We start from the raw sequence: 20,364 nt of genomic DNA on the forward strand, positions 1-20,364 counted from the left end.
AACGTACACGCGATTGCTGAGGCGGCGTGGTGGTTGGCGAGCTCGCCCGGGGGTGCCGCAGGCTGTCCCGGTGAGCACTCCAGACCCGTCCGTTCCCGCCGGCGAGCCCGACATCCGGGCCTACCTCGAAACACGCACCGCAGGCCCGTCGGGGTTCTCCCCGACCGGCGAACGGCTGCTGATCAGCTCTGATGTGCCCGGAAGCGCGCAGCTCTATGCGCTGGAACTCGGTGACCTGCGTCCCGACGGGGTGCCGATCGAGGCGTTGCGGCAGGTCACGGACCTGCCGGAGCCCGCCGGCGGCGGCTTCCTGCCGGTGCCGCACGGGCCCGAGGGTGCGGCCGCGGACACCGTGCTGATCGGCATCGACGCGGGCGGTAACGAACGGCACCAGCTCTACCTGCTCCCGGTCACGGCGGACGCCCCGGCGGCGCCCGTCCCGCAGGTGGACGCTTTGTCCCCCCTGGTGGTTGACCCGGAGCACATCCACCGCTCCGGGGGCGTGACCCGCGACGGTTCCGCGTTCGCCTACGCGACCAACCGGCGGACCGGGACCGACTTCGACGTCTGGGTCCGCGACCTGGCCACCGGCTCCGAGCAGCTCGTCCACGCCCCCGGCGGCTGGACCTGGGCCGGCAACTTCTCGCCGGACGGCCGCTACCTCGCGCTCGGGGCGCTCACGCAGCAGCCCGGCGACTCGACGCTGCACCTGCTGGACCGCGCCGACGCCTCCCTCGTCGAGCTCGCGCCGCACTCCGAGCCGGCGGAGATCGGGAGTCCGTCGTGGCTGCCGGACTCCTCCGCGTTCTTCTTCTCGCACGACGTGGGGCGGGACATGTCCGCGATCGCGCGCGGCACCCCGGACGGGGCGTGGGAGTTCGTCCTCACCCCGGAGTGGGACGCGGGCTGCGCCGTCGACTGGACCGGCCGGCACCTGCTGGTCGTCACCAACGCCGACGGGCGCACCGAGGCCGCGCTTCACGACCCGACGACGCTGGAGAAGACCGCGGACGTCCCGCTGCCGGGCACCGGGGTCGCGGGCGGGTTCTCGTTCTCCCGGGACGGCCGGTACCTGTCGTACTCGTACTCCTCGCCGCTCGTGCCGGGCGACGGGTGGCTCTACGACACCGTCGCCGGCACCGCGACGCGGCTGACGCGGTCGCCGCACCGGCTCGACGAGTCGACGCTCGTGGCCCCGGACCTGGTCCGGGTCCCGGCGCACGACGGGGAGTCGATCCCGCTGTACGTCTTCCGCCCCCGCGGCGCGGCCAGCGGCAAGCGGCCGGTCGTGATGATTCTCCACGGCGGGCCGGAGTCGCAGTACCGGCCGTCGTTCGCGGCGCTGACGCAGTACCTGGTCGCCCGCGGGTTCGTCGTGATCGCCCCGAACGTGCGCGGGTCCACCGGGTACGGCCGGCGCTACCAGGCGCTCGACGACGTCGAGAAGCGGTTCGACTCGATCCGCGACATGGAGTGGATCCACCGCTGGATCGCGACCACCGACGACCTCGACCCCGAGCGCTGCGCGCTCTACGGCGGGTCCTACGGCGGCTACATGGTCCTGTCCGGGCTCGCGTTCCAGCCCGACCTGTGGGCCGCGGGCGTCTGCATCGTCGGAATGTCCTCGCTGGTGACGTTCCTGCAGAACACCGCCGACTGGCGCCGCGCCTTCCGGGAGCGCGAGTACGGCTCGCTCGAGCATCACCGGGATCTCCTGGAGGAGCTGTCCCCGATCAACCGCCTCGACGCGATGCGGGCCCCGCTCTTCCTCGTCCACGGCGTCAACGACCCGCGGGTCCCGGTCGGGGAGGCCCAGCAGATCCACGCCGCCCTGCAGGGCAAGGGCATCCGCACCGAGATGGCGATCTATGAGGACGAGGGCCACGGCCTCGCGAAACTGAAGAACCGTCTGGACGCGTACCCCCGCGTCGCGGCCTTCCTTGAAGAGGTCCTGCGGCCGTAGGCTGATCGTGCGATGGGACGCATGGCGGTCGATCTCGTCATCGACCTTGAGAACACCCCGGGCGCGCTGGCCAAGGTCGCGACCGCGATCAGCGACGCGGGGGTGAACATCGCGGCGGCCACGTGCCTCGGCAACGACAACCACGCCGAGCTGCACATCCTCGTCAAGCACGCCGAGGCCGCGCGGCACTCGCTGTCGATCGTCGGACTGGGCGTCAGTCGCGAGCGGGAGGTCGTGATCGTCGAGGTTCACGACCGGCCCGGCGAGCTCGCCGACATCACGCACCGGATCGCGAAGGCGGGGGTGAACCTCGACCTCGTCTATGTCGCGACCGGGGATCGGGTGGTGTTCGGTTCGCCGGACCTGGAGGGGCTGAAGAAGGTCCTCGGCGTGGCCCCGTAGGCACTAGCCTGCGCCTATGTCCGACCTGGCCCCCACCACCGGTGCGGCGTCGGTGCGGCTGCTCGGGGTGACGGTCTGCGGGCCGGCGCCGATCGGGCGGGTGCACGTCCCGCTGTTCGAGCCGCTGCTCGCCCTCTACGGCCGCAACGGCGCCGGGAAGACGCGCATCCTGACCGCGACGATCTCCGCCCTGCGCGGCGAGCAGCAGGCGGACAGCTGGGGGCTGGTGCACGTCCACGTCCCGGACGCGGAGGCCGAGTTCACCGGCCGCGGACCCGACCCGTGGCGCGACAACCTCGCCCGGGCGATGCGTCAGCACCTGAACCGGCTGCGGGGGGACGTGGTCGCGCACTTCGCCCGGCGTCGCGACGAGGAGTTCGAGGTCGGGCCGAGCGACGACTACGCCGAGGTCCTCGACGACTTCCGTTCGTTCACCCAGGCCGTCGTCGACGAGGCGCACAGCCCGACGTCGTTGCGCGAGCTCGTCGGTGCGCACCTGGCCGCGCAGCAGATGCTGATGTCGGAGTACGAGCACATCAACGACTTCATGCGGTTCCACAAGGCCGTGATCGGCGAGATCACCCGGGGCGGGCACTACGTGCTGCGTGCGATCGGGACCCGCGAGGAGCCGCGCTGGTCGGTCTACGCCGCGGCGTCGGAGGAGGACGCCGCCTGCGCCGCACTGCTGGAGCAGGACCGCGCTCTGCCGCTCGACGACGTGGAGGCCGGCGACCGCCTGCGCGCGGCCCTCGACGACGGGACCGTGCTCTCGAACTCGGGCTTCCCGTGGCGCGAGCTCTCCGACATCTCGGACGCGTTCATCTCCGGTCGCGGGTTCGTCGGGCCGGGGACCTCGCCCGAGCTCGGGACCGATGTCCGCACCGTGCCGTGGCCGCTGTGGGCGACGGTGCCGGTCGTCGAGGTGGCGACGATCAGCGCCCCGCTCGTCGAGCTGGTGACGGACGAGACGAGCGCCGCCGACGTCGACCGGCTGACCCGTGAGGAAGTGCTCCGCGCCGCCGGGGGCCAGATGCTGGCGTCGTTCGCGGACGGCGGGGCGCGGTTCCACCCGAAGGTCGACCCGCTGCTGGCGCGCCTGACCGAGCTCGCGACCAAGTACCTGCGCGCGGTCTTTCCGGACGCCCCGGAGCTGGTGTTCGCTCCCGGCGACCCGAACGACTGGCTGGCCGGCGCGCTGCCGAGCTGGGTCGCGCGGTTCCCCCAGGCCGGGACGGCGGCGCCGGCCACGCTGCCGCTCGCGGCGCTGTCGACGGCGCAGCGCCGCTGGGCCGCGCTGTCGGCCGCGCTGGCGGTGTCCGTGGCCGGGTCCGAGGCCCTGCCGGTGGTGTTCCTCTGCGACGAGCCCGAGGCCGGGTTGCACCGGCGCGCGGAGTCCGCGCTGCCGGACGCTCTCGTGCGCATCGCCGCCGAGTCCGGGCTGCGCATGGCCGTCGCGACCCACTCGCCGGCGATGCTCGACCCGCAGCGGGTGGCGCTGATGCACGTGACGCGCCTGGCCTCCGGGGCCGCGGCCGCGCGGGGGATGGACTTCGCGCTGCGCGAGGAACTCGAGCGCGACTCGATGCGCGAGGACCTCGGGCTCACCCCGGCGGACCTGCTGCAGATGGTGCGGTGCTTCGTCATCGTCGAGGGCAAGCACGACGAGGTCGTCCTCGGCTCGCTACTGGCGCCGGACCTGGACTCGTGGTCGGTGATCTACCCCGTCGGCGGCGCGAAGCAGATGCAGTCGCTCGCGACGGCCGGACTGATTTGGGACTTCACCGACGCCGCGATCGTGCTGGTGCTCGACAACATCGCGCGGGCGGCGATCCAGCCGGTGTGGGACAAGGCACAGGCCGCCATCGGCCGCGGGGGTACGGAATCCGCGATCCGTGCGCTGGTGCCGCTGGGCAAAATGCCCGGCGCCGAGGCGCGGTGGCTGCAGAACCTGCTGACCCGAGCGATCCGGGCCCGCCGGGCGCACCGCATCAAGCTGGAGACGCTCTCTGCCCCCGACGTCATCTGCTACCTGCCGGCCGACGAGTTCGTCCCGGGTGCGACCTGGGACGACCTGCTGGCGGAGTGGCGGGCCGCGTTCGAGGGCCGCGAGGCGACGAACCTCAAGGCGTTCCTGACGCAGCGTCACGGCGTCCAGTTCACGACCAATCAGATCGCCCGGATCGCGGCGAGCGCGAAGCCCGACGCGGAGCTGCAGGCGCTCGGGGCGCGGATCCGGGAGCTCGGCGCCCACGGGTCCTGGCCGGCCCCGACCGCGCGGGGCCCCCAGCCGCGCTGAACTCGCATCTTCTGTGGCGCGCCGCGGGTATCGACCCCGCGGGATGGGCGCGCCGGGCTGGAGAGGTTGTGGGAGCGCTCGACTTCTGTGGCGCGCCGCGGGTATCGACCCCGCGGGATGGGCGCGCCGGGCTGGAGAAGATGCGGCGGGGAAGCTGCGCGCAGGCCCCGGATTCGGGGAACAGTCGGCGCTGACGGGATACTGGGGGCAGACGACCTTCTAAGGGGGCCTCCCATGGCGCTGGACTTCACGCTTCCCGAGCGGGTGACCGAATGGCGTGACCGCATCCGCGACTTCGTCGAGGAGGTCGTGGTCCCGCGCGAGCAGGAGGCCTTCGCCAAGGGCGCCGACGACGACCTGCGCCGTGAGCTGCAGGCCGCGGCGAAGGAGGCCGTGGTGTTCGCCCCGCAGGCGGCGGCCGACCTCGGCGGCGGCGGTTTCTCCCTCGCGGAGTCCGCGATCCTGCTGGAGGAGGCCGGCACCTCGCTGCTCGGCCCGCTGGCGCTGAACTGCCACGCCCCCGACGAGGGCAACATCCACATGCTCAACGTCATCGCGACGCCGGCGCAGCGCGAGAAGTACCTGCGCCCGCTCGCGCAGGGCGACGTCCGCTCCTGCTTCTCGATGACCGAGCCCCCGCCCGGCGCCGGCTCGGACCCGAGCGCGATGCGCACCACCGTCCAGAAAGTCTCCGGCGGTTGGGTCATCAACGGCGAGAAGCACCTGATCACCGGCGCCGAGGGCGCGGCGTTCTCGATCGTCATGGCCAAGGGCGGGGGCGGCGAGGACGGTTCCCGCGGCGCGACGATGCTGCTCGTCGACACCGACAACCCGGGCTGGCAGATCAAGGGCCACCCGACGACGCTCGACTCGACCATGCCGGGCGGGCACTGCCGCGTCGGCCTGAACGAGGTCTTCGTCACCGACGAGGCCGTGCTCGGCGAGCCGGGCCGGGGCTTCGCGTACGCGCAGGTCCGCCTCGCGCCCGCGCGGCTGACGCACTGCATGCGCTGGCTCGGCGCCGCCCGCCGCGCGCACATGATCGCCCTGCACCGCGCCGTCCACCGAGAGGTCTGGGGCAGCTCCCTCGCCGACCTCGGCATGGCGCAGCAGATGATCGCCGAGAACGAGATCGACCTGACCGCCGCCCGCGCCCTGCTGCTGCAGACCTGCCTCGAGGTCGAGAACTCCGAGCCCGCCACCGCGACCGAGGCGTCCTCCAAGGCGAAGGTCTTCATCTCCGAGGCCACCAGCCGCGTCGTCGACCGCTCCGTCCAGCTCGCGGGCGGCATGGGGACCACCGACGACCTCGTCATCGGCCGCATCTACGCCGAGATCCGCGCCTTCCGCATCTACGACGGCGCCACCGAGGTCCACAAGATGTCGATCTCCAAGCGCGCCGTCAGCCGCGTCCGCGACCAGCTCGGCGGCTGACCCGCTTCCCGCTCCAGCGCTGTCCGCTTCACTCGCTGCAGCCAGGCTTCACTTGCTGAACCCCCGCTTCACACGTCCGGCCGGGCGAGTGAAGGTGGTTCTGGCTGGTGAAGCTGCGCGCGGGGCGGCGGCCGGCCGCCTGCCGGCCCAGGTGAGGGCGGCGTCGACGGCCTCTCGCCCGCGGCGCCATCGCTGGCCCGGAGCGCCGCCTTCACCGGCCGTGACCACCTTCACCGGCTCTGCCTGGCGGGTGAAGCGAGGGCTCAGCCGGTGAAGCGCGCGGTGGGGCCAGTGAAGCCGAGATGCGGGCGGTGTCAGAGCGTGTCGGCCCAGGCGAGGAGGGCGGCGATGTACTCGCCGCGGAGCTCCGGCGTCGCGAGATGGTGGGGGCCGGACAGGGTGTACCGGCTCAGTCGGGCCGGGTCGACGGCGTCGCGGTAGCCGGCGATCGTCTCCCGCGGGATGACGGTGTCGCCGTCGGCATCGACGAGCTGGACGGGGCCGCCGAACGCCCGCAGGACGCGCAGGGCCCGGCTGTCGGCGGGGTACAGGTCCGCGGGGCGGCGGACGCCCGCGCGGAAGCGAGGCTCGTGCGGGACGTCGAAGCCGGCGTCGACGTAGTTGGCGGGGACGCGCAACGACAGCGCCGCGACCTCGCGCTCCCCGGCGGCGACGAGCGACAGGTAGGCGCCGAAGCTCGCGCCGACGAGCCCGATCCGGGCGCCGGGGACGCGGCCGCGGAGCTCGTCGATCACCGCGACGACGTCGGCGACCCAGTCCGCGCGGGAGGCCTCGCCGAGGACGCCGCCGCTCTCGCCGTGTCCGCGCAGATCGTGGGCGAGGGCGGGGAAGCCGGCGCCGGCCAGCGCGGCCGGGATGTCGACGGGTCGCGAACTTCCCCACCCGTGGGTGACGACGAAAGCTAGATTCTTGGTGCCGGGGTAGAAGTCCGCGGCGAGTTCGATGCCGGCGGAGGTAAGAGTGATCCGGTCCACGGGACCATTCTCGACGCGCGTGTCCGTGGGCAGTCTGGCGGTGCTGATGGCCGTCACCGCGCTCGGCCCGGTCGACGGGGCGCGGGCGCAGGAGACGCGCGAGTCCGCGACCGTGGTGGCGAGCGGGTCCAAGCTCGCGGAGTCCCGGTTCCAGGGGCTCGGGTGCTTCATCGGGCCCTCGGCGTCCGAGGGCATCCGGCTCAAGGCGGCGACCATCCGCTTTCAGGCCGCGAACGGCCTGAAGCAGACCGGCCAGCTCGGCGGTCCGACGATGAAGCGCCTGACCTCCGGCAAGGGCAAGAGCTGCAAGGACCGCCCCGTGCCGACGCGGACGGGCCAGGGCCGCCGCATCGTCATGAGCCAGGGCCAGAACTGGCTGTGGCTCGTCAAGGAGGACGGCACCGTCCTCGCCCAGGGCGGCATCGTCGACAACGACTGGCTGCCCCAGCGCACGTACCGGACCGGCGCGCAGTGCGGGAAGCCCGCCCGCTCCCGGTACCGCAGCGACCGCAGCGGGGGGCTCCGGATCGACTGGTTCGTCCGGTTCCACGACTGCATCGTCGGATTCCACCAGATTCCCGTCAGCAAGCGCACCGGCCAGCCGATCCACCCGGACTACTACGCCGGCACCGACCTCTCGAAGTCCGCCGGCTGCATCCGGATGCCGCTGCCGTTGATCAAGAAGCTCTACCGCTTCGCCGCCCAGCCCACGAAGGTCGTCGTCACCCGCTGACCTGCCGCGCCCCGCCCCACCGGCCCCGCTTCACCAGCCACCCCGCCGCCTTCACCAGCTGAGCCCCTGCCTCACCAGCCCGGCCGGGCCAGTGAAGCTGAGCTCAGCCGGTGAAGACGGCACCCGGGCCGCGGCCGCTGAACCAGTACGCTTCCAGGGCGCTTCCGCGCAACCGGGCCGTTAGCTCAACTGGCAGAGCAGCGGACTTTTAATCCGCGGGTTCGGGGTTCGATCCCCCGACGGCCCACCCGGTTCGGCGGCTGCTGCGCGCGGTCGCGCGGCTCCGACAGCAAAGCTGCAGTTCGTGACGGAGGATGCAGTTGAGACGGCTCAGCTGTCCCTGACGTCACGATCTGCAGCTTCAGCGTCGCTCGCTCTCGCCGTACCGGCACAGCCGTCTCTCGCCTCCCCTTCGGTCGCCGGCGAGCCCGACCTGAAAACATGAGCGGATGAACGCCGAGCCCGAGTCCGGCCCCGCGCCGAGCGACTTCATCCGCGAGATCATCCGGGCCGACCTGGCGTCGGGGAAGTACGGCGACCGGGTCCAGACGCGGTTCCCACCGGAGCCGAACGGCTACCTGCACATCGGGCACGCGAAGAGCATCTGCCTGAACTTCGGGCTGGCCGCGGAGTTCGGCGGGACCTGCAACCTGCGCTTCGACGACACGAATCCCGAGGCGGAGGACCACGAGTACGTCGAGGCGATCCTGGAGGACATCGCCTGGCTCGGGTTCACCCCGGCCAACGTCTTCTACGCCTCCGACTACTTCGGCCAGATCTACGAGTGGGCCGAGGCGCTGGTCAACAAGGGCCTCGCGTACGTCGACGACCAGGACGGCGACACGATCCGCGCCCAGCGGGGCGGGTTCGGCAAGCCCGGCATCGAGTCGCCGTTCCGGAACCGCGCCCCCGCGGAGAACCTCGCGCTGCTCCGCGGGATGCGGGACGGGGAGTTCCCCGACGGTTCGAAGGTCCTGCGGGCGAAGATCGACATGCAGGCGTCCGTCATGACCCTGCGCGACCCGGTGCTCTACCGAATCCGCCGCGTCCCGCACGTCCGCACCGGGACGGACTGGATCATCTACCCGACCTACGACTGGGCTCACGGCCAGTCGGACGCGATCGAGGGCGTGACCCACTCGATCTGCACGCTCGAGTTCGCCGACCACCGCCCGCTCTACGACTGGTGCCTCGACCACCTCGACCTGCCGCGCGAACGGCCGGTCCAGATCGAGTTCGCCCGCCTCGCGCTGACCCACACCGTCATGTCGAAGCGGCTGCTGCGCGCCCTCGTCGAGAACGGCACCGTCGACGGCTGGGACGACGCCCGCATGCCGACCCTGCGTGGCCTGCGCCGGCGCGGGTACCCGGCCGCGGCGATCCGCGAGTTCGTCTCGACGCTCGGGGCGGCGAAGACCAACACGACGACCGAGATCGAGTACCTCGAGTCGTTCGTCCGCACCCACCACAACGCGCACGCGCTGCGGCGCATGGCGGTGCTCGAGCCGCTCAAGGTCGTCATCACGAACTGGCCGGAGGGTCAGGTCGAGCACGTCGAGCTGGTGGAGAACCCGGAGGACCCGGCGGCCGGCGTGCGCAGCGTCCCGTTCACCGGCGAGCTCTGGATCGAGCAGGACGACTTCAAGCTCGACCCCCCGCCGAAGTACTTCCGCCTCTCGCCCGGCCGTGAGGTCCGGCTGCGCGGCGGCTACTTCGTCACGGCCACCGACGTCGTGACCGACGCCGACGGCAACGTCACCGAGGTGCACTGCACCTACGACCCGGCGACCAAGGGCGGGAACGCCCCCGACGGCCGCAAGGTCAAGGCCACGATGCACTGGGTCAGCGCCGCGCACGCCGTCGACATCACCGTGCACCTCTACGAACGGCTCTACGCGGAGACCCGCCCCGGCAGCGACGGCAACGACCCGGTCGTGAACCCGGCCTCGCGCCGCACGCTGACGGGGGCGAAGGCCGAGCCGGTTCTCGCCGACACCAAGCCCGGCGAGGTCGTCCAGTTCGAGCGGCTCGGGTACTTCGCCGCCGACGTCGACACCCCCGGGACCTTCCACCGCACCGTCGGCCTCCGCGACGAGTGGGCCAACATCCAGAAGCGCAACGGCTAGGACCTCTGGACGGCGGCAGTAGCGTCGATTCATGCGTGCTGTCGTCTGTCAGAACACCGAGCTCCGGGTCGGGGAGATTCCGGACCCGAAGCCCGCGAAGGGGCACCTCGTCCTCGACGTGGTCCGGGCCGGGATCTGCGGGTCGGATCTGCACGCCCGGTTCCACGCGGACCCGGTGGCCGACGCGGCCGCGAACATCGGCTTTCCCAACATGATGCGGCGCTCGCAGGCCGTCGTGATGGGGCATGAGTTCAGCGGCCGGGTGCGGGAGTTCGGGCCGGGCACGAAGCGCCGCATCGACGAGGGCGCCGCGGTCGTCGCGCTGCCGATCGTGCGCATCGACGGACGGCCGGAGTTCCTCGGCCTCTCGCAGGACGCCCCGGGCGCTTACGCCGAGCGGGTCCTGGTCGACGAGGCCCTCACCTTCCCCGTGCCGAACGGACTCTCCCCGGAGGCCGCCGCCCTGACCGAGCCTCTCGCGGTCGCGTACCACGCGGTGCGCAAGGCGAAGATCGGCAAGAACGAGACTGCCGTCGTCATCGGCTGCGGGCCGATCGGACTCGCCGTCATCCTCATGCTGAAGGCCCGCGGAGTGCGGCACATCATCGCGAGCGACTACTCCGCCGTCCGGCGCGGTCTCGCGGCGCGCTGCGGGGCGCACGTCGTCGTCGATCCGGCCGTCGACTCGCCCTGGACCTCCTTCGCCGACAGCAGGTACTTCACCGACGCCGGCAAGCTGCTGCACTTCGCGCTCGGTTCGATCGAGAAGCTGCGGACCGTCCCGTTCCTGCCCTGGTCGAAGGCGCTGCGTGCGGCCGAGGCGACGGGCAGGACCCCGACGGGTCCGGTCGTCTTCGAGTGCGTCGGGGTGCCCGGCATTCTCGACCACATCCTCGCCTCCGCGCCCCTCTACACCCGCGTCGTCGTGGTGGGCGTCTGCATGGAGCGCGACGCGATCGTCCCGATCACCGCGCTCACCAAGGAGATCGCGATGCAGTTCGTCTTCGCCTACGACCCCGGCGAGTTCTACGACACCCTGCACCTGCTCGCCGACGGCAAGGTCGACCCGACCCCGTTGATCACGTCCACCGTCGACCTCGACGGCGTCCCCGCCGCCTTCGACACCCTCGGCAAGGCCGAGGAGCAGGCCAAGATTCTCGTCGCTCCCTGACTGGGCGTCAGCTGATCTGTGCCCCCTGGTCGGCGCCGCTCTTGGTGGGGTCGACGGTGAAGAAGCTGATCCGACCGTCGGTCTCGAGGACGGCGAGGCGGATGTCGCTGAACCGCTCGATGCCGTTCTCCCGGGCGGCGGCCATGAGGTCGTCCATCGAGAGGCGTTCGCCGCGCATCGCGTCGATCTTCGGTTCGCCGTCGGCGACGACGACGACCGGGACGCCGTGGACCACCGGCCGGACCGGGCGCCACCGCCAGTTCGCGTAGGAGAACGCGACGGTCAGCAGCGCGAACGTGCCGACGGCGAGCACCGCGCCGGTGAAGCTGAAGTCCTGCTGGGTCACGCCGCCCTGGATCAGGTCGCCCATCGTGACGAACAGCAGCAGCTCGAAGGCGCTCAACTCACCGAGGGTCGAGCGCCCCACCGCCCGGGTGACGAGCCACAGGAACACGAACGCGACCAGCGCGCGGATGACGATCTCCATCGGCCCTCCTCAGGGCGCGAGCCACGTGCGGTAGGTGACGGTGAGGCGTGGCCGGTTCCGGTCCATCAGATGCACCTCGCCGCGCCGGCCGAGCTGTGAGGAACCCTGGATGTAGGCGTCGTAGTCGACGACGAACTCGTCCCCCGGCGGCGGGTCGAACTCGAGGTACAGCAACTTCCCGTCACGGGTGGTCTTCGACGGCTCGGGGTGGAAACCCTGCGTCTCGAAGATGTCGAAGTAGCTGGCGTTGACCGCGATCTGGATCGGCTCGCGGAACCCGCCCGGGTGCGTCACCCGCACCTGCCAGACGACGTCGAGCCCCGAGCGGGCGATCTGCGGGTAACGCACCTGCAGAGACCAGGTGCCGTCGGTCGTGGACGCCGTGCCGGTCCGGACCCCCAACAAGGTCGTGGCGCCGGCCAGAACGACCAGCGCCAGGACGACGAGCACCGCGCGGCGTCCCGCGCGGGCCCGTCGTCGAATCTCGGGGGGATGGACGTCGGCGAGCGTCGAGTCGTTGTCCACCTCTCGGCCCGCGGGCCTCAGGTGGTCCCGCGATCCGTCCCGGATCCGCTCAGGACGGTGTCGATCCGCGCCGCGGTCTCGAGGTCCTCCGGCTTGAGCCGGTTCGGGCCGTCGCCGAGGCTGATCGTGAAGACCTCGTCGTCCACGACCTGCATCTGGATGCGGGACTCGTCGTTGACGACGTTGCGGATGCCCTCTTCCAGCGCGTCGCGGCTGTCCCGCGGCACGGGGATGTGGCGCACGAGCATGACGCCGGAGCGCTCCCAGCCGGGCAGCGCGGCCAGCGCCTGGTCGACCTGGTCGTCCTGAAGCTCGGCGGGGCGAGACGTGTCGTCGGCCATGGTGGTTCTCCTCCGTAAGTGCGTGCCCTTCGCCTACCCCGCGCAGGTGCGTCCACGCCCCCACGGGGGTAGGCCGAGGACGTGACGGATACCGCGACTCCCCTCGGCCTGCCCGCCGGCACCCGCGCGTGCCTGTTCGACCTCGACGGCGTGCTGACCAGCACAGCTGTCCTGCACGCTCAGGCGTGGAAGCAGATGTTCGACGACTTCCTCGCCGTCGCGGCGCCGGAGCAGCCGGAGTTCGACCGCCGCGACTACGAGCAGTACGTCGACGGCAAGCCGCGTCTGGACGGCACCCACGACTTCCTCGCCGCTCGCGGGATCGTCCTCACCACCGGGAACGAGACCGACCCGCCGGACGCCGCCACGCTCTGGGGCCTGAGCAACCGCAAGAACGACCTCATTCAGGAACTGATCCGCACTCACGGCGTCGAGGTCTACCCCGGGTCCGTGGACTACGTTCGAGCTGTCCGCGCCGCAGGACTGCGCACGGCGGTCGTCACCTCCAGCGCCAACGCCGTTCAGGTCCTCGACATCACCCACCTCACCGACCTGTTCGACGCCCGCATCGACGGCGTGGTCGCCCGGGAGAGACACATGAAGGGCAAACCCGCACCCGACACCTTCCTCGCCGGGGCCGAGGCGGTGGGCGCGACCGCGGCCGACTCCGCGGTCTTCGAGGACGCCCTCGCCGGCGTCGCGGCCGGGCGGGCCGGTGGTTTCAGCCTCGTCGTCGGCGTCGACCGCGTGGGCCAGGCCGACGAGCTACGGGCTTCCGGCGCCGACGTCGTCGTCACCGACCTCGCGGAGCTGCTTCCGTGATCCGCGCCGAGGACTACCCCGTCGACCCCTGGCGGCTGCGCGAGACCCGGCTGGACCTCGACCAGCTGGGCGCCTCCGAGTCGCTGTTCGCGCTCTCGAACGGCCACATCGGCCTGCGCGGCAACCTCGACGAGGGCGAGCCGCACGGCCTGCCCGGGACGTACCTGAACTCGGTCCACGAGGTGCGCCCGCTGCCCTACGCCGAGGCGGGGTACGGCTACCCCGAGGCCGGGCAGACGGTCGTCAACGTGCCGAACGGCAAGCTCATCCGCGTCCTCGTCGACGACGAACCGTTCGACATCCGCTACGGCGACCTTCATTCGCACACCCGCACGCTCGACCTCCGCACCGGGATCCTGACCCGCGAGGCGGAGTGGCGTTCTCCGAGCGGCGCGGCGATCCGGCTGCGCACCGAACGGCTGGTCTCGCTGCACCAGCGCGCGATCGCGGCGTTCCGGATGACGGTCGAACCGATCGACGCCGCGGTGCAACTGGTCCTGCAGTCCGAACTCGTCGTCAACGAGCAGATGCCGCCGGCCTCCGACGACCCGCGGGTGGCGGCAGACCTCGAGGCGCCGTTCGTCGCCGAGGACGTCCTGCGGTCCGGCTCGGCGGTCACGCTCGTGCACAGCACGAAACGCAGCGGTCTGCGGGTCGGCAGTGGGATCGACCACGAGGTGTCGGGCCCGCCGAAGCTCCACACCGAGGTCGAGGCTTTCGACGACCTCGCCCGGTTCACCGTCTCGGCGCCGCTGGAGCCCGGGGAGTCGGTCTGCCTGACGAAGTACCTGGCGTACGGCTGGTCCTCCCGCCGGACGGTCCCGGCGGTGCGCGACCAGGTCGCCGCCGCGCTGGCCGCCGCCCGCCAGCACCGGTGGGACGGGATCTGCGCGCAGCAACGCAAGATCCTCGATGACTTCTGGGCCGGCGCCGACGTCGAGGTCGACGGCGACGACGAACTGCAGCAGGCCGTCCGCTTCGGGCTGTTCCAGGTGCTGCAGGCCTCGGCCCGCGCCGAGCACCGGCCGATCCCGGCCAAGGGACTGACCGGCACGGGGTACGACGGTCACACGTTCTGGGACACCGAGGTCTTCGTCCTGCCGCTGCTGTCGTACACCGCGCCCCACGCCGCGGCGGACGCCCTGCGCTGGCGGCTCAACATCCTGCCGATCGCGCAGGAGCGTGCGCAGGTCCTCGGCCTCCGCGGGGCCGCGTTCCCGTGGCGAACCATCACCGGCGCCGAGTGCTCCGGCTACTGGCCGGCCGGTACCGCCGCCTTTCACATCAACGCCGACATCGCGCTGGCCGCGGACCGGCACGCCTGGGTCAGCGGCGACGAGAAGTTCGAGTGTGAGATCGCGCTGCCCTTGCTGGTCGAGACCGCCCGGCTCTGGATCAGCCTCGGCCATCACGACGCCGACGGGGCGTTCCGGATCGACGGCGTCACCGGCCCCGACGAGTACAGCGCCGTCGCCGACAACAATGTCTTCACCAATCTGACGGCTCGCCAGAACCTTCGCGCCGCAGTGCGGGTGTGTGAGCAGTGGCCCGAGCAGGCGAAGCAGTTGAGTGTCGCCGACGGGGAGCTCGCCGCCTGGCGCGCGGCTGCCGACTCCATGACCGTCCCCTTCGACGAGCAGCTCGGCGTGCATCCCCAGGCCGAGGGCTTCACGCGGCACGCGGTCTTCGACTTCGAGTCGCTGCCGCCCGAGGCGTACCCGCTGATGATGTCGGTGCCGTACGTGCAGCTGTACCGCAAGCAGGTCGTCAAGCAGGCCGATCTGGTGCTCGCGATGCACCTCTGCGGCGACGAGTTTCCGCCGGAGCAGAAGCGCCGCAACTTCGAGTACTACGAGCAGGTCACCGTCCGCGACTCGTCGCTGTCGGCGGCGACCCAGGCGGTGCTCGCCGCCGAGGTGGGCCACCTCGACCTCGCGCTCGACTACACCGCGGAGACGGCACTGGTCGACCTGCGCGACCTGGCGTCGAACACGTCCCACGGCCTGCACCTCGCGGCGCTGGCCGGGACGTGGAGCGCACTCGTGGCCGGGTTCGGCGGCCTGCGGGACGGCAACCGGCGGCTGTGCTTCGCCCCGCGGCTTCCCCGCGGTCTGACCGGTCTGCGGTTCGCCCTGCTGTTCCGCGGCTCTCGGCTGCGCGTCGAGATCAACGAGCAGGAGGCGACGTACACGCTGGAGTCCGGCGACTCGCACCTGACGCTGGCGCACCACGGCGAGGCGTTCACCCTCGAGCCCAAGGCGTCGGTGACGAAGCCGCTGCCCGTGCGCCGCCAGCTGCCCGCGCCGACCCAGCCGAAGGGGCGGGCGCCGGCGCGGCGGCGAGGATCGGCTACGTCGTCCGATTCGGCGACGGCGGGGCTGACAGGTCCGGGTCCGATAACGGAGAACGGCGCCGTTTGAGCGCGGCCTCGTGCTCGTGGCGGCCGCCGCCCGGGACCTTCTCCCGCACTGTGGCCGTCACGTCCTTCCAGGCCGCGTAGTAGCCGTCGTCGAACTCGTCGACGACCTGGTAGGTCCAGCGACCCTGGAGCACGTCGCGGCCGTAGACCCGCTCGCGGATCAGCGCGACCAGATCGGCGTGGCCGCCCTTCTCCAGGCCCTCCAGGACCTCGTCGAGCATCAGGTCGGCGTGGCCGATGTGGTGGTGGAACTCGTACAGCTGGCCACGGGCCCGTTCCACGTACTCCAGCGCCTCGCCGAGCTTCCCGGCGGCCTCGGCGGCGACGTCGGACAGCGGGTCGGGGGCGGTCTCGGTCGGCGGGTGGTCGGCAGGTGGGGATGCACTCATGGCCAGGCTCTTCCCGGGTAGGTCCGCGGCATGACGACCTTCGGAATCTTCCTCTCCGGTGAAGAGCTCAACCCCCGCGCGATGGTCGAGGCGGGTCAGCTCGCCGAGCAGGCCGGTTTCACCCACGCCTGGCTGTCCGACCACTACCACCCGTGGCAGGAGAGTCAGGGCCAGAGCCCGTTCGTCTGGTCCGTCCTCGGCGGCCTGGCGACGACGACGCAGCTGACCATGACCACCGCCGTGACGTGCCCGACGTTCCGGATCCACCCGGCGATCATGGCCCAGGCCGCCGCGACCACCGCCGTCCTCGCGCCCGGCCGCTTCCGCTTCGGCGTGGGCTCGGGCGAGGCGCTCAACGAGCACATCCTCGGCGAAGCCTGGCCGCCGGTCTCGATCCGGCTCGAACGCCTCGAGGAGGCGATCGACCTCATGCGGCAGCTCTGGACCGGGGACATCGTCACCCACCAGGGCCGCTACTACACCGTGCACAACGCGAAGATCTTCAGCCTGCCGGAGGAGGAGATCCCGGTCCTGATCTCCGGGTTCGGTCCGGAGGCCACCGAGCTCGCCGCCCGCATCGGCGACGGCTGGATGTCGACCTCCCCGGACGCCGACGGACACGCGCAGTTCAAGAGCAAGAACAGCGGCGTCACCCAGGCGGGCCTGAAGATCTGCTGGGCCCCCACCGAGGACGAGGCCAAGGAGACGGCGTTCCGGCTCTGGAGCCACTCCGGCATGGGTGGCCAGGCCTCGCAGGACGTGCCGATGTGGCACACCTTCGAGTCGATCGGGGAGAACAACACCCCGGACAAGCTCGCGGAGAAGGTCGCCTGCGGCCCGGACCCGCAGATCGCGGCCGAGCGGATCCGCACGTACGTCGACGCCGGCTTCGACGAGGTCTACATCGCCCAGATGGGGACCGACCAGGCCGGCGGGATCCGCTTCCTCGCCGAGGAGGTCCTGCCGCTGTTGTGACGCGGCACCGTGACCTGTGTGTGTGACCAGGTTCGCGGCATCTCCCCGGGCGGTGCGGGCAGCGATTTCAGCAGGACATCGACCCACCGCCTGAGGAGATGCATCGTGTCGACCGACGCCCTCGTCCTGCTGAAGCAGGACCACCAGGACATCAAGCGACTGTTCACCGAGTTCGAGAACGCGGGCAAGAACGCCTTCGCCACCAAGCAGAAGTTGGCGGACGAGATTCTCGCCAACCTGACGGTGCACACGTACCTCGAGAACGAGTGCATGTACCCGCGCGTCCGTGAGCTCGTGCCGGACATCGAGGACGACATCCTCGAGTCCTACGAGGAGCACCACGTCGCCGACGTCCTGTGCATGGAGCTGGCGACGATGTCGCCCGAGGACGAGCGCTTCGTACCGAAGATGATGGTGCTGATGGAGAACGTCCGGCACCACATCGAGGAGGAGGAGGACGAGTGGTTCCCGAAGGTCCGTGAGGCCCTCGGCCGCAAGCCGCTCCAGGAGATCGGGCAGCAGATGCTCGAGATGCGCCCGACCGCTCCCCGCCGCCCCTCCCAGCCGAGCGCGCTGAAGAAGGCGCTGGACGCCATCCTCAGCTGACGCCCCGCTCCTCTCCCCGAAGGCGCTCCTCTCCCCGAAAGCGCACTCCAGCACCTCGATTTTGCTTTCGCGCGTGCTGTACTGCGCTTTCGGGAGAAGGCGTCAGGCGAACTTCGGCGCCCGCTTGGCGAGAAAGGCCTCGCGGCCCTCGGCACCGTCGGGGGAGGCGGCGCACGCGGCGATCCTCCGCGCCTCGAGCTCGATCTGGGCCTCGACGTCGTTGCCGTAGGAGCTCAGCAGCAGGGACTTCACGGCGGAGTTCGAGCCGAGCGCCCCGGCGGCGAGGTCGGTCGCCGCCGCCAGAGCGACGTCGGCGAGTTTGGCGTCGGGCACGACGCGAGTGACCAGACCCCACGCCTCGGCCTCCGCCGCGGACAGGACGCGGTTGGTCAGCATCAGCTCCTGAGCGCGCCGCAGCCCGACCAACCGGGGCAGCAGGTAGGTGAGCGAGCCGTCCGGGCTCAGCCCCGCCTTCGTGTACGCGGAGGTGAACTTCGCCGACTCCGCGGCGAACACCAGCTCGCCGCTGATCGCCAGGCTGAACCCGGCCCCCGCCGCGACGCCGTTGACGGCGACCACGACCGGTGCGTCCATCCGGGCGAACGACGAGCTCGCGCGATGCAGGGTGTCCGCGAGCTCCTTGACGAACAGCCCCGGGTCGTCGGCGTGGGCGGCCATCTCCTTGAGGTCCCCGCCGGCGCAGAAGAACCGGCCGGTGGCGGTGAGCAGGACCGCGCGGACCTCGGAGTCGCGATCGCACTCCCGCGCGACCACGGCCAGCTCCCGAGCCATCGTCAGGTTGACGCCGTGAGCGTCGTCGGGCCGATTGAGCGTGATGCGCTCGACGCGCCCGATCCGCTCGACGGTCAGAGTCTCGAACTGCGTCGTCCGGCTGGTCATCGCGGCTTCCTCCCGGTGGTCCGCGCACATCCTCCCAGCGTGCTTGGCGTCTCCGAGAGCAGGGCATTGCGCGAACCGCGACCTACCGTCGCCGTCGATCCCTTACGGTGTGCCCATGGTGATCATGGTCGACCTCAACGAGGAGAACCTGGCGCAAGCCGCCGAGGAACTGGGCACCTCGACCAACGAGGAAACCGTGAATGCGGCGCTGGCCCTCGTGGCCGGCCGCCGGGCCCGGATCGAGGCCATGTTCGACGACCCGTTCGCGCTCGGCACGGGCCCGGACATCAGCGACGAGTACGTGATGCGGGGTAGTCGGCTGTGAGCATGGCGGGACGGCTCTACCTCATCGACACCTCGGCGCTGTCGAAGGCGCACCTCGCGCAGGTGCGGTACACGCTGCAGACACTGATCACGGACCGCGTCGCGGCCACCTGCATCACCGTCGACCTCGCCGCCGGCTACTCGGGCCGGACGGCCGCCGACCTCGCCGCGATCGACGCGCGGCGCCGGGACCGCTACCTCAACCTCGAGATCACCGAGGACGTCGCGGAGCGGGCACGCGAGGTGCAGCTCCAGCTCGCGGAGAAGATGCAGCACCGCTCGGTCGGGATCCTCGACCTGCTCACGGCCGCCGTCGCGGAGCACCACGACGCGGCGGTGCTGCACTACCACCCGGCGTTCGAGCTGATCGCCTCGATCACCGGCCAGCCGCAGCTCTGGGTCGCCCCGCGCGGGAGCCTGGAGGCCGAGGAGGACGCGAAGGCCGCGCTTCCCGGTTCGAACGGCTCGTCCCCGGACGCGTTCACGGCTCCGGTCGACGGCCCGGCCGCCAGACCGCTCCCGGCCAACGCGCCGGCCTCGGCGGGGCGCCTGCCGCGGCCGACCGAGGACCCGATCAGCTCCTGACGGGGTCGCTCGTGGCCGCGGCCCGGGTTGCCGGAACGAGCCGCTCGGCGAGGAACCGTAACTGGGCCGGGGTCTCCCGCCGCCAGTAGGCCGCGGAGTGGCCCTCCTCGGCGTACGTGGCCTGGACGGGCGGCTCGTGCGGCAGCCGGGCAAAGGTCTGCGTCATCCCGTAGAACGGGTCGAGCGTCCCGCAGACGATGCGCATCGGAATGCCGCGCAGCAGCGCCGCCCCCGACATGACGTCGTGCGCCGCGAAGTCCTCCGGACCGTCGAACGCGCCCGGGACGGTGACGCCGGAGGTCCGGTAGATCGCCGGGGCGTAGACGGCGACCGCCGCCACGCGCTCGGCCCCCAGCCGCTGGGCGAGCAGCAGGGAGCCGTAGCCGCCCATCGATTCACCCATCAGGGCGATCCGGTCGACGAGCAGGCCCTTGGACGCGAGCAGCGGCAGGTACTCGTCGAGGATCATCGCCTGCGGGTCGATGCCCGACGCCCGCCGGTGCCAGTACGAGGTGGGGCCCCCGTTGACGGTTGCCACCGCGAACGGGGGCATCCCCCGCTTGATCACCATCGCCTGGATGCGGCCGAGCGCCAGGTTCTCCCGGGAGAACGGGATCAGCTCGTTCCCGCCCCGGCCGAACAGTTCCAGGACCACCGGCAGCTGCGCGCCCGGCTCGAATCCCGGCGGGTAGGAGATCGCGTACCGAACGTCCGCCGCCCCCATCGCCTCGGACAGGAACGAGCCGGTCTCCAGATAACCCCCGGGGATCTCCAGGGCCGGCTCCGGCGCGGCCCCGGGAGCGGGGTCGTTGCCGCAGCCGGCGGCCCCCGCGGCAACCGCGAGCCCCCAGCCCAGCACCGTCCTCCGGCT

At 71.5% G+C, this 20,364-nt stretch carries 20 protein-coding genes and 1 tRNA gene; 14 read left to right on the top strand and 7 right to left on the bottom strand.

Features of this window, described 5'->3' with window-relative positions; translation table 11 throughout:
• Nucleotides 1–70 precede the first annotated feature (70 nt).
• The 4 genes from SPOPO_RS0110230 (at nucleotide 71) to SPOPO_RS0110245 (ending at nucleotide 6,095) form a co-directional block, all read left to right on the top strand.
• Nucleotides 71–1,963, top strand: coding sequence for a S9 family peptidase (locus SPOPO_RS0110230; RefSeq protein WP_169577183.1), 1,893 nt, complete (start codon nucleotides 71–73; stop codon nucleotides 1,961–1,963).
• Between the two features lie 21 nt (nucleotides 1,964–1,984).
• A complete protein-coding gene (locus SPOPO_RS28845; RefSeq protein WP_169577184.1) occupies nucleotides 1,985–2,365 on the top strand; it encodes an ACT domain-containing protein in 381 nt (126 codons plus the stop codon).
• Nucleotides 2,366–2,381: 16 nt separating this feature from the next.
• On the top strand, nucleotides 2,382–4,661 hold the full coding sequence (locus SPOPO_RS0110240) for a hypothetical protein (protein WP_019874679.1): 2,280 nt from the start codon (nucleotides 2,382–2,384) through the stop codon (nucleotides 4,659–4,661).
• 234 nt (nucleotides 4,662–4,895) lie between these two features.
• Entirely contained in the window at nucleotides 4,896–6,095 is a 1,200-nt protein-coding gene (locus SPOPO_RS0110245) for an acyl-CoA dehydrogenase family protein (RefSeq protein WP_019874680.1), read from the top strand.
• Nucleotides 6,096–6,409: 314 nt separating this feature from the next.
• On the opposite strand, the gene SPOPO_RS0110250 is transcribed toward SPOPO_RS0110245, so the two are convergent.
• The gene (locus SPOPO_RS0110250) at nucleotides 6,410–7,090 is read right to left on the bottom strand and encodes an alpha/beta fold hydrolase (protein ID WP_169577185.1); all 681 of its coding nucleotides are present in this window, start codon (nucleotides 7,088–7,090) and stop codon (nucleotides 6,410–6,412) included.
• A 19-nt stretch (nucleotides 7,091–7,109) separates the two neighbouring features.
• Here SPOPO_RS0110250 and SPOPO_RS28850 point away from each other — a divergent pair, with 19 nt between their 5' ends.
• The 4 genes from SPOPO_RS28850 (at nucleotide 7,110) to SPOPO_RS0110270 (ending at nucleotide 11,120) form a co-directional block, all read left to right on the top strand.
• Nucleotides 7,110–7,823: a L,D-transpeptidase family protein gene (locus tag SPOPO_RS28850; protein WP_169577186.1), complete on the top strand. Its 714-nt coding sequence runs from the start codon at nucleotides 7,110–7,112 to the stop codon at nucleotides 7,821–7,823.
• 174 nt (nucleotides 7,824–7,997) lie between these two features.
• Nucleotides 7,998–8,070: transfer RNA gene (locus SPOPO_RS0110260), tRNA-Lys, on the top strand.
• Between the two features lie 202 nt (nucleotides 8,071–8,272).
• A complete protein-coding gene (locus SPOPO_RS0110265) occupies nucleotides 8,273–9,949 on the top strand; it encodes a glutamine--tRNA ligase/YqeY domain fusion protein (RefSeq protein WP_019874683.1) in 1,677 nt (558 codons plus the stop codon).
• A gap of 31 nt (nucleotides 9,950–9,980) precedes the next feature.
• On the top strand, nucleotides 9,981–11,120 hold the full coding sequence (locus SPOPO_RS0110270) for a zinc-binding dehydrogenase (RefSeq protein ID WP_019874684.1): 1,140 nt from the start codon (nucleotides 9,981–9,983) through the stop codon (nucleotides 11,118–11,120).
• A gap of 7 nt (nucleotides 11,121–11,127) precedes the next feature.
• Here SPOPO_RS0110270 and SPOPO_RS0110275 read toward each other — a convergent pair whose 3' ends face one another.
• Genes SPOPO_RS0110275 through SPOPO_RS0110285 form a run of 3 tightly spaced genes read right to left on the bottom strand, consistent with a single transcriptional unit; the run spans nucleotide 11,128 to nucleotide 12,473 of the window.
• The gene (locus SPOPO_RS0110275) at nucleotides 11,128–11,607 is read right to left on the bottom strand and encodes a DUF421 domain-containing protein (RefSeq protein ID WP_019874685.1); all 480 of its coding nucleotides are present in this window, start codon (nucleotides 11,605–11,607) and stop codon (nucleotides 11,128–11,130) included.
• Between the two features lie 9 nt (nucleotides 11,608–11,616).
• Complete coding sequence (locus SPOPO_RS0110280) at nucleotides 11,617–12,132, bottom strand: hypothetical protein (protein WP_019874686.1); 516 nt, start codon at nucleotides 12,130–12,132, stop codon at nucleotides 11,617–11,619.
• Nucleotides 12,133–12,149: 17 nt separating this feature from the next.
• Nucleotides 12,150–12,473, bottom strand: coding sequence for a hypothetical protein (locus SPOPO_RS0110285; RefSeq protein ID WP_019874687.1), 324 nt, complete (start codon nucleotides 12,471–12,473; stop codon nucleotides 12,150–12,152).
• A gap of 81 nt (nucleotides 12,474–12,554) precedes the next feature.
• On the opposite strand from SPOPO_RS0110285, the gene SPOPO_RS0110290 reads away from it, so the two are divergent.
• Nucleotides 12,555–13,295, top strand: a complete 741-nt coding sequence (locus SPOPO_RS0110290) for a beta-phosphoglucomutase family hydrolase (protein WP_019874688.1) — start codon at nucleotides 12,555–12,557, stop codon at nucleotides 13,293–13,295.
• Nucleotides 13,292–15,715 (top strand): glycoside hydrolase family 65 protein, encoded by a 2,424-nt coding sequence (locus tag SPOPO_RS0110295; protein WP_019874689.1) that lies wholly within the window; start codon nucleotides 13,292–13,294, stop codon nucleotides 15,713–15,715. Before SPOPO_RS0110290 ends, SPOPO_RS0110295 begins: the two co-directional genes overlap by 4 nt.
• Here the strand turns inward: SPOPO_RS0110295 and SPOPO_RS28855 are convergent.
• Nucleotides 15,645–16,103: a hypothetical protein gene (locus tag SPOPO_RS28855; RefSeq protein WP_019874690.1), complete on the bottom strand. Its 459-nt coding sequence runs from the start codon at nucleotides 16,101–16,103 to the stop codon at nucleotides 15,645–15,647. The genes SPOPO_RS0110295 and SPOPO_RS28855 overlap by 71 nt on opposite strands.
• 30 nt (nucleotides 16,104–16,133) lie before the next feature.
• On the opposite strand from SPOPO_RS28855, the gene SPOPO_RS0110305 reads away from it, so the two are divergent.
• A complete protein-coding gene (locus SPOPO_RS0110305; protein WP_019874691.1) occupies nucleotides 16,134–17,078 on the top strand; it encodes a TIGR03557 family F420-dependent LLM class oxidoreductase in 945 nt (314 codons plus the stop codon).
• A 105-nt stretch (nucleotides 17,079–17,183) separates the two neighbouring features.
• Nucleotides 17,184–17,684 (top strand): hemerythrin domain-containing protein, encoded by a 501-nt coding sequence (locus tag SPOPO_RS0110310; protein ID WP_019874692.1) that lies wholly within the window; start codon nucleotides 17,184–17,186, stop codon nucleotides 17,682–17,684.
• Between the two features lie 102 nt (nucleotides 17,685–17,786).
• Here SPOPO_RS0110310 and SPOPO_RS0110315 read toward each other — a convergent pair whose 3' ends face one another.
• Entirely contained in the window at nucleotides 17,787–18,584 is a 798-nt protein-coding gene (locus SPOPO_RS0110315; RefSeq protein ID WP_028984665.1) for an enoyl-CoA hydratase/isomerase family protein, read from the bottom strand.
• A 115-nt stretch (nucleotides 18,585–18,699) separates the two neighbouring features.
• Between SPOPO_RS0110315 and SPOPO_RS0110320 the strand changes: the two genes are divergently transcribed.
• Together SPOPO_RS0110320 and SPOPO_RS28860 are read left to right on the top strand one after the other, a co-directional pair.
• Nucleotides 18,700–18,909: a DUF2191 domain-containing protein gene (locus SPOPO_RS0110320; protein ID WP_019874694.1), complete on the top strand. Its 210-nt coding sequence runs from the start codon at nucleotides 18,700–18,702 to the stop codon at nucleotides 18,907–18,909.
• A 2-nt stretch (nucleotides 18,910–18,911) separates the two neighbouring features.
• The gene (locus SPOPO_RS28860) at nucleotides 18,912–19,493 is read left to right on the top strand and encodes a PIN domain-containing protein (RefSeq protein ID WP_211210883.1); all 582 of its coding nucleotides are present in this window, start codon (nucleotides 18,912–18,914) and stop codon (nucleotides 19,491–19,493) included.
• Here SPOPO_RS28860 and SPOPO_RS28865 read toward each other — a convergent pair.
• Nucleotides 19,483–20,352, bottom strand: a complete 870-nt coding sequence (locus SPOPO_RS28865; RefSeq protein WP_019874696.1) for an alpha/beta hydrolase-fold protein — start codon at nucleotides 20,350–20,352, stop codon at nucleotides 19,483–19,485. The two genes, SPOPO_RS28860 and SPOPO_RS28865, sit on opposite strands and share 11 nt — an antisense overlap.
• Nucleotides 20,353–20,364 lie beyond the last annotated feature (12 nt).

Origin of the sequence: Sporichthya polymorpha DSM 43042 (genome assembly GCF_000384115.1) — a bacterium.
GTDB lineage: Bacteria > Actinomycetota > Actinomycetes > Sporichthyales > Sporichthyaceae > Sporichthya > Sporichthya polymorpha.

Coding starts and splice junctions, on each gene's coding strand:
- SPOPO_RS28845 (WP_169577184.1), top strand. CDS start 1,985: ATGGCGGTCGATCTCGTCATCGACCTTGAGAACACCCCGGGCGCGCTG.
- SPOPO_RS0110240 (WP_019874679.1), top strand. CDS start 2,382: ATGTCCGACCTGGCCCCCACCACCGGTGCGGCGTCGGTGCGGCTGCTC.
- SPOPO_RS0110245 (WP_019874680.1), top strand. CDS start 4,896: ATGGCGCTGGACTTCACGCTTCCCGAGCGGGTGACCGAATGGCGTGAC.
- SPOPO_RS0110265 (WP_019874683.1), top strand. CDS start 8,273: ATGAACGCCGAGCCCGAGTCCGGCCCCGCGCCGAGCGACTTCATCCGC.
- SPOPO_RS0110270 (WP_019874684.1), top strand. CDS start 9,981: ATGCGTGCTGTCGTCTGTCAGAACACCGAGCTCCGGGTCGGGGAGATT.
- SPOPO_RS0110275 (WP_019874685.1), bottom strand. CDS start 11,607: ATGGAGATCGTCATCCGCGCGCTGGTCGCGTTCGTGTTCCTGTGGCTC.
- SPOPO_RS0110285 (WP_019874687.1), bottom strand. CDS start 12,473: ATGGCCGACGACACGTCTCGCCCCGCCGAGCTTCAGGACGACCAGGTC.
- SPOPO_RS28855 (WP_019874690.1), bottom strand. CDS start 16,103: ATGAGTGCATCCCCACCTGCCGACCACCCGCCGACCGAGACCGCCCCC.
- SPOPO_RS0110305 (WP_019874691.1), top strand. CDS start 16,134: ATGACGACCTTCGGAATCTTCCTCTCCGGTGAAGAGCTCAACCCCCGC.
- SPOPO_RS0110315 (WP_028984665.1), bottom strand. CDS start 18,584: ATGACCAGCCGGACGACGCAGTTCGAGACTCTGACCGTCGAGCGGATC.
- SPOPO_RS0110320 (WP_019874694.1), top strand. CDS start 18,700: ATGGTGATCATGGTCGACCTCAACGAGGAGAACCTGGCGCAAGCCGCC.
- SPOPO_RS28860 (WP_211210883.1), top strand. CDS start 18,912: ATGGCGGGACGGCTCTACCTCATCGACACCTCGGCGCTGTCGAAGGCG.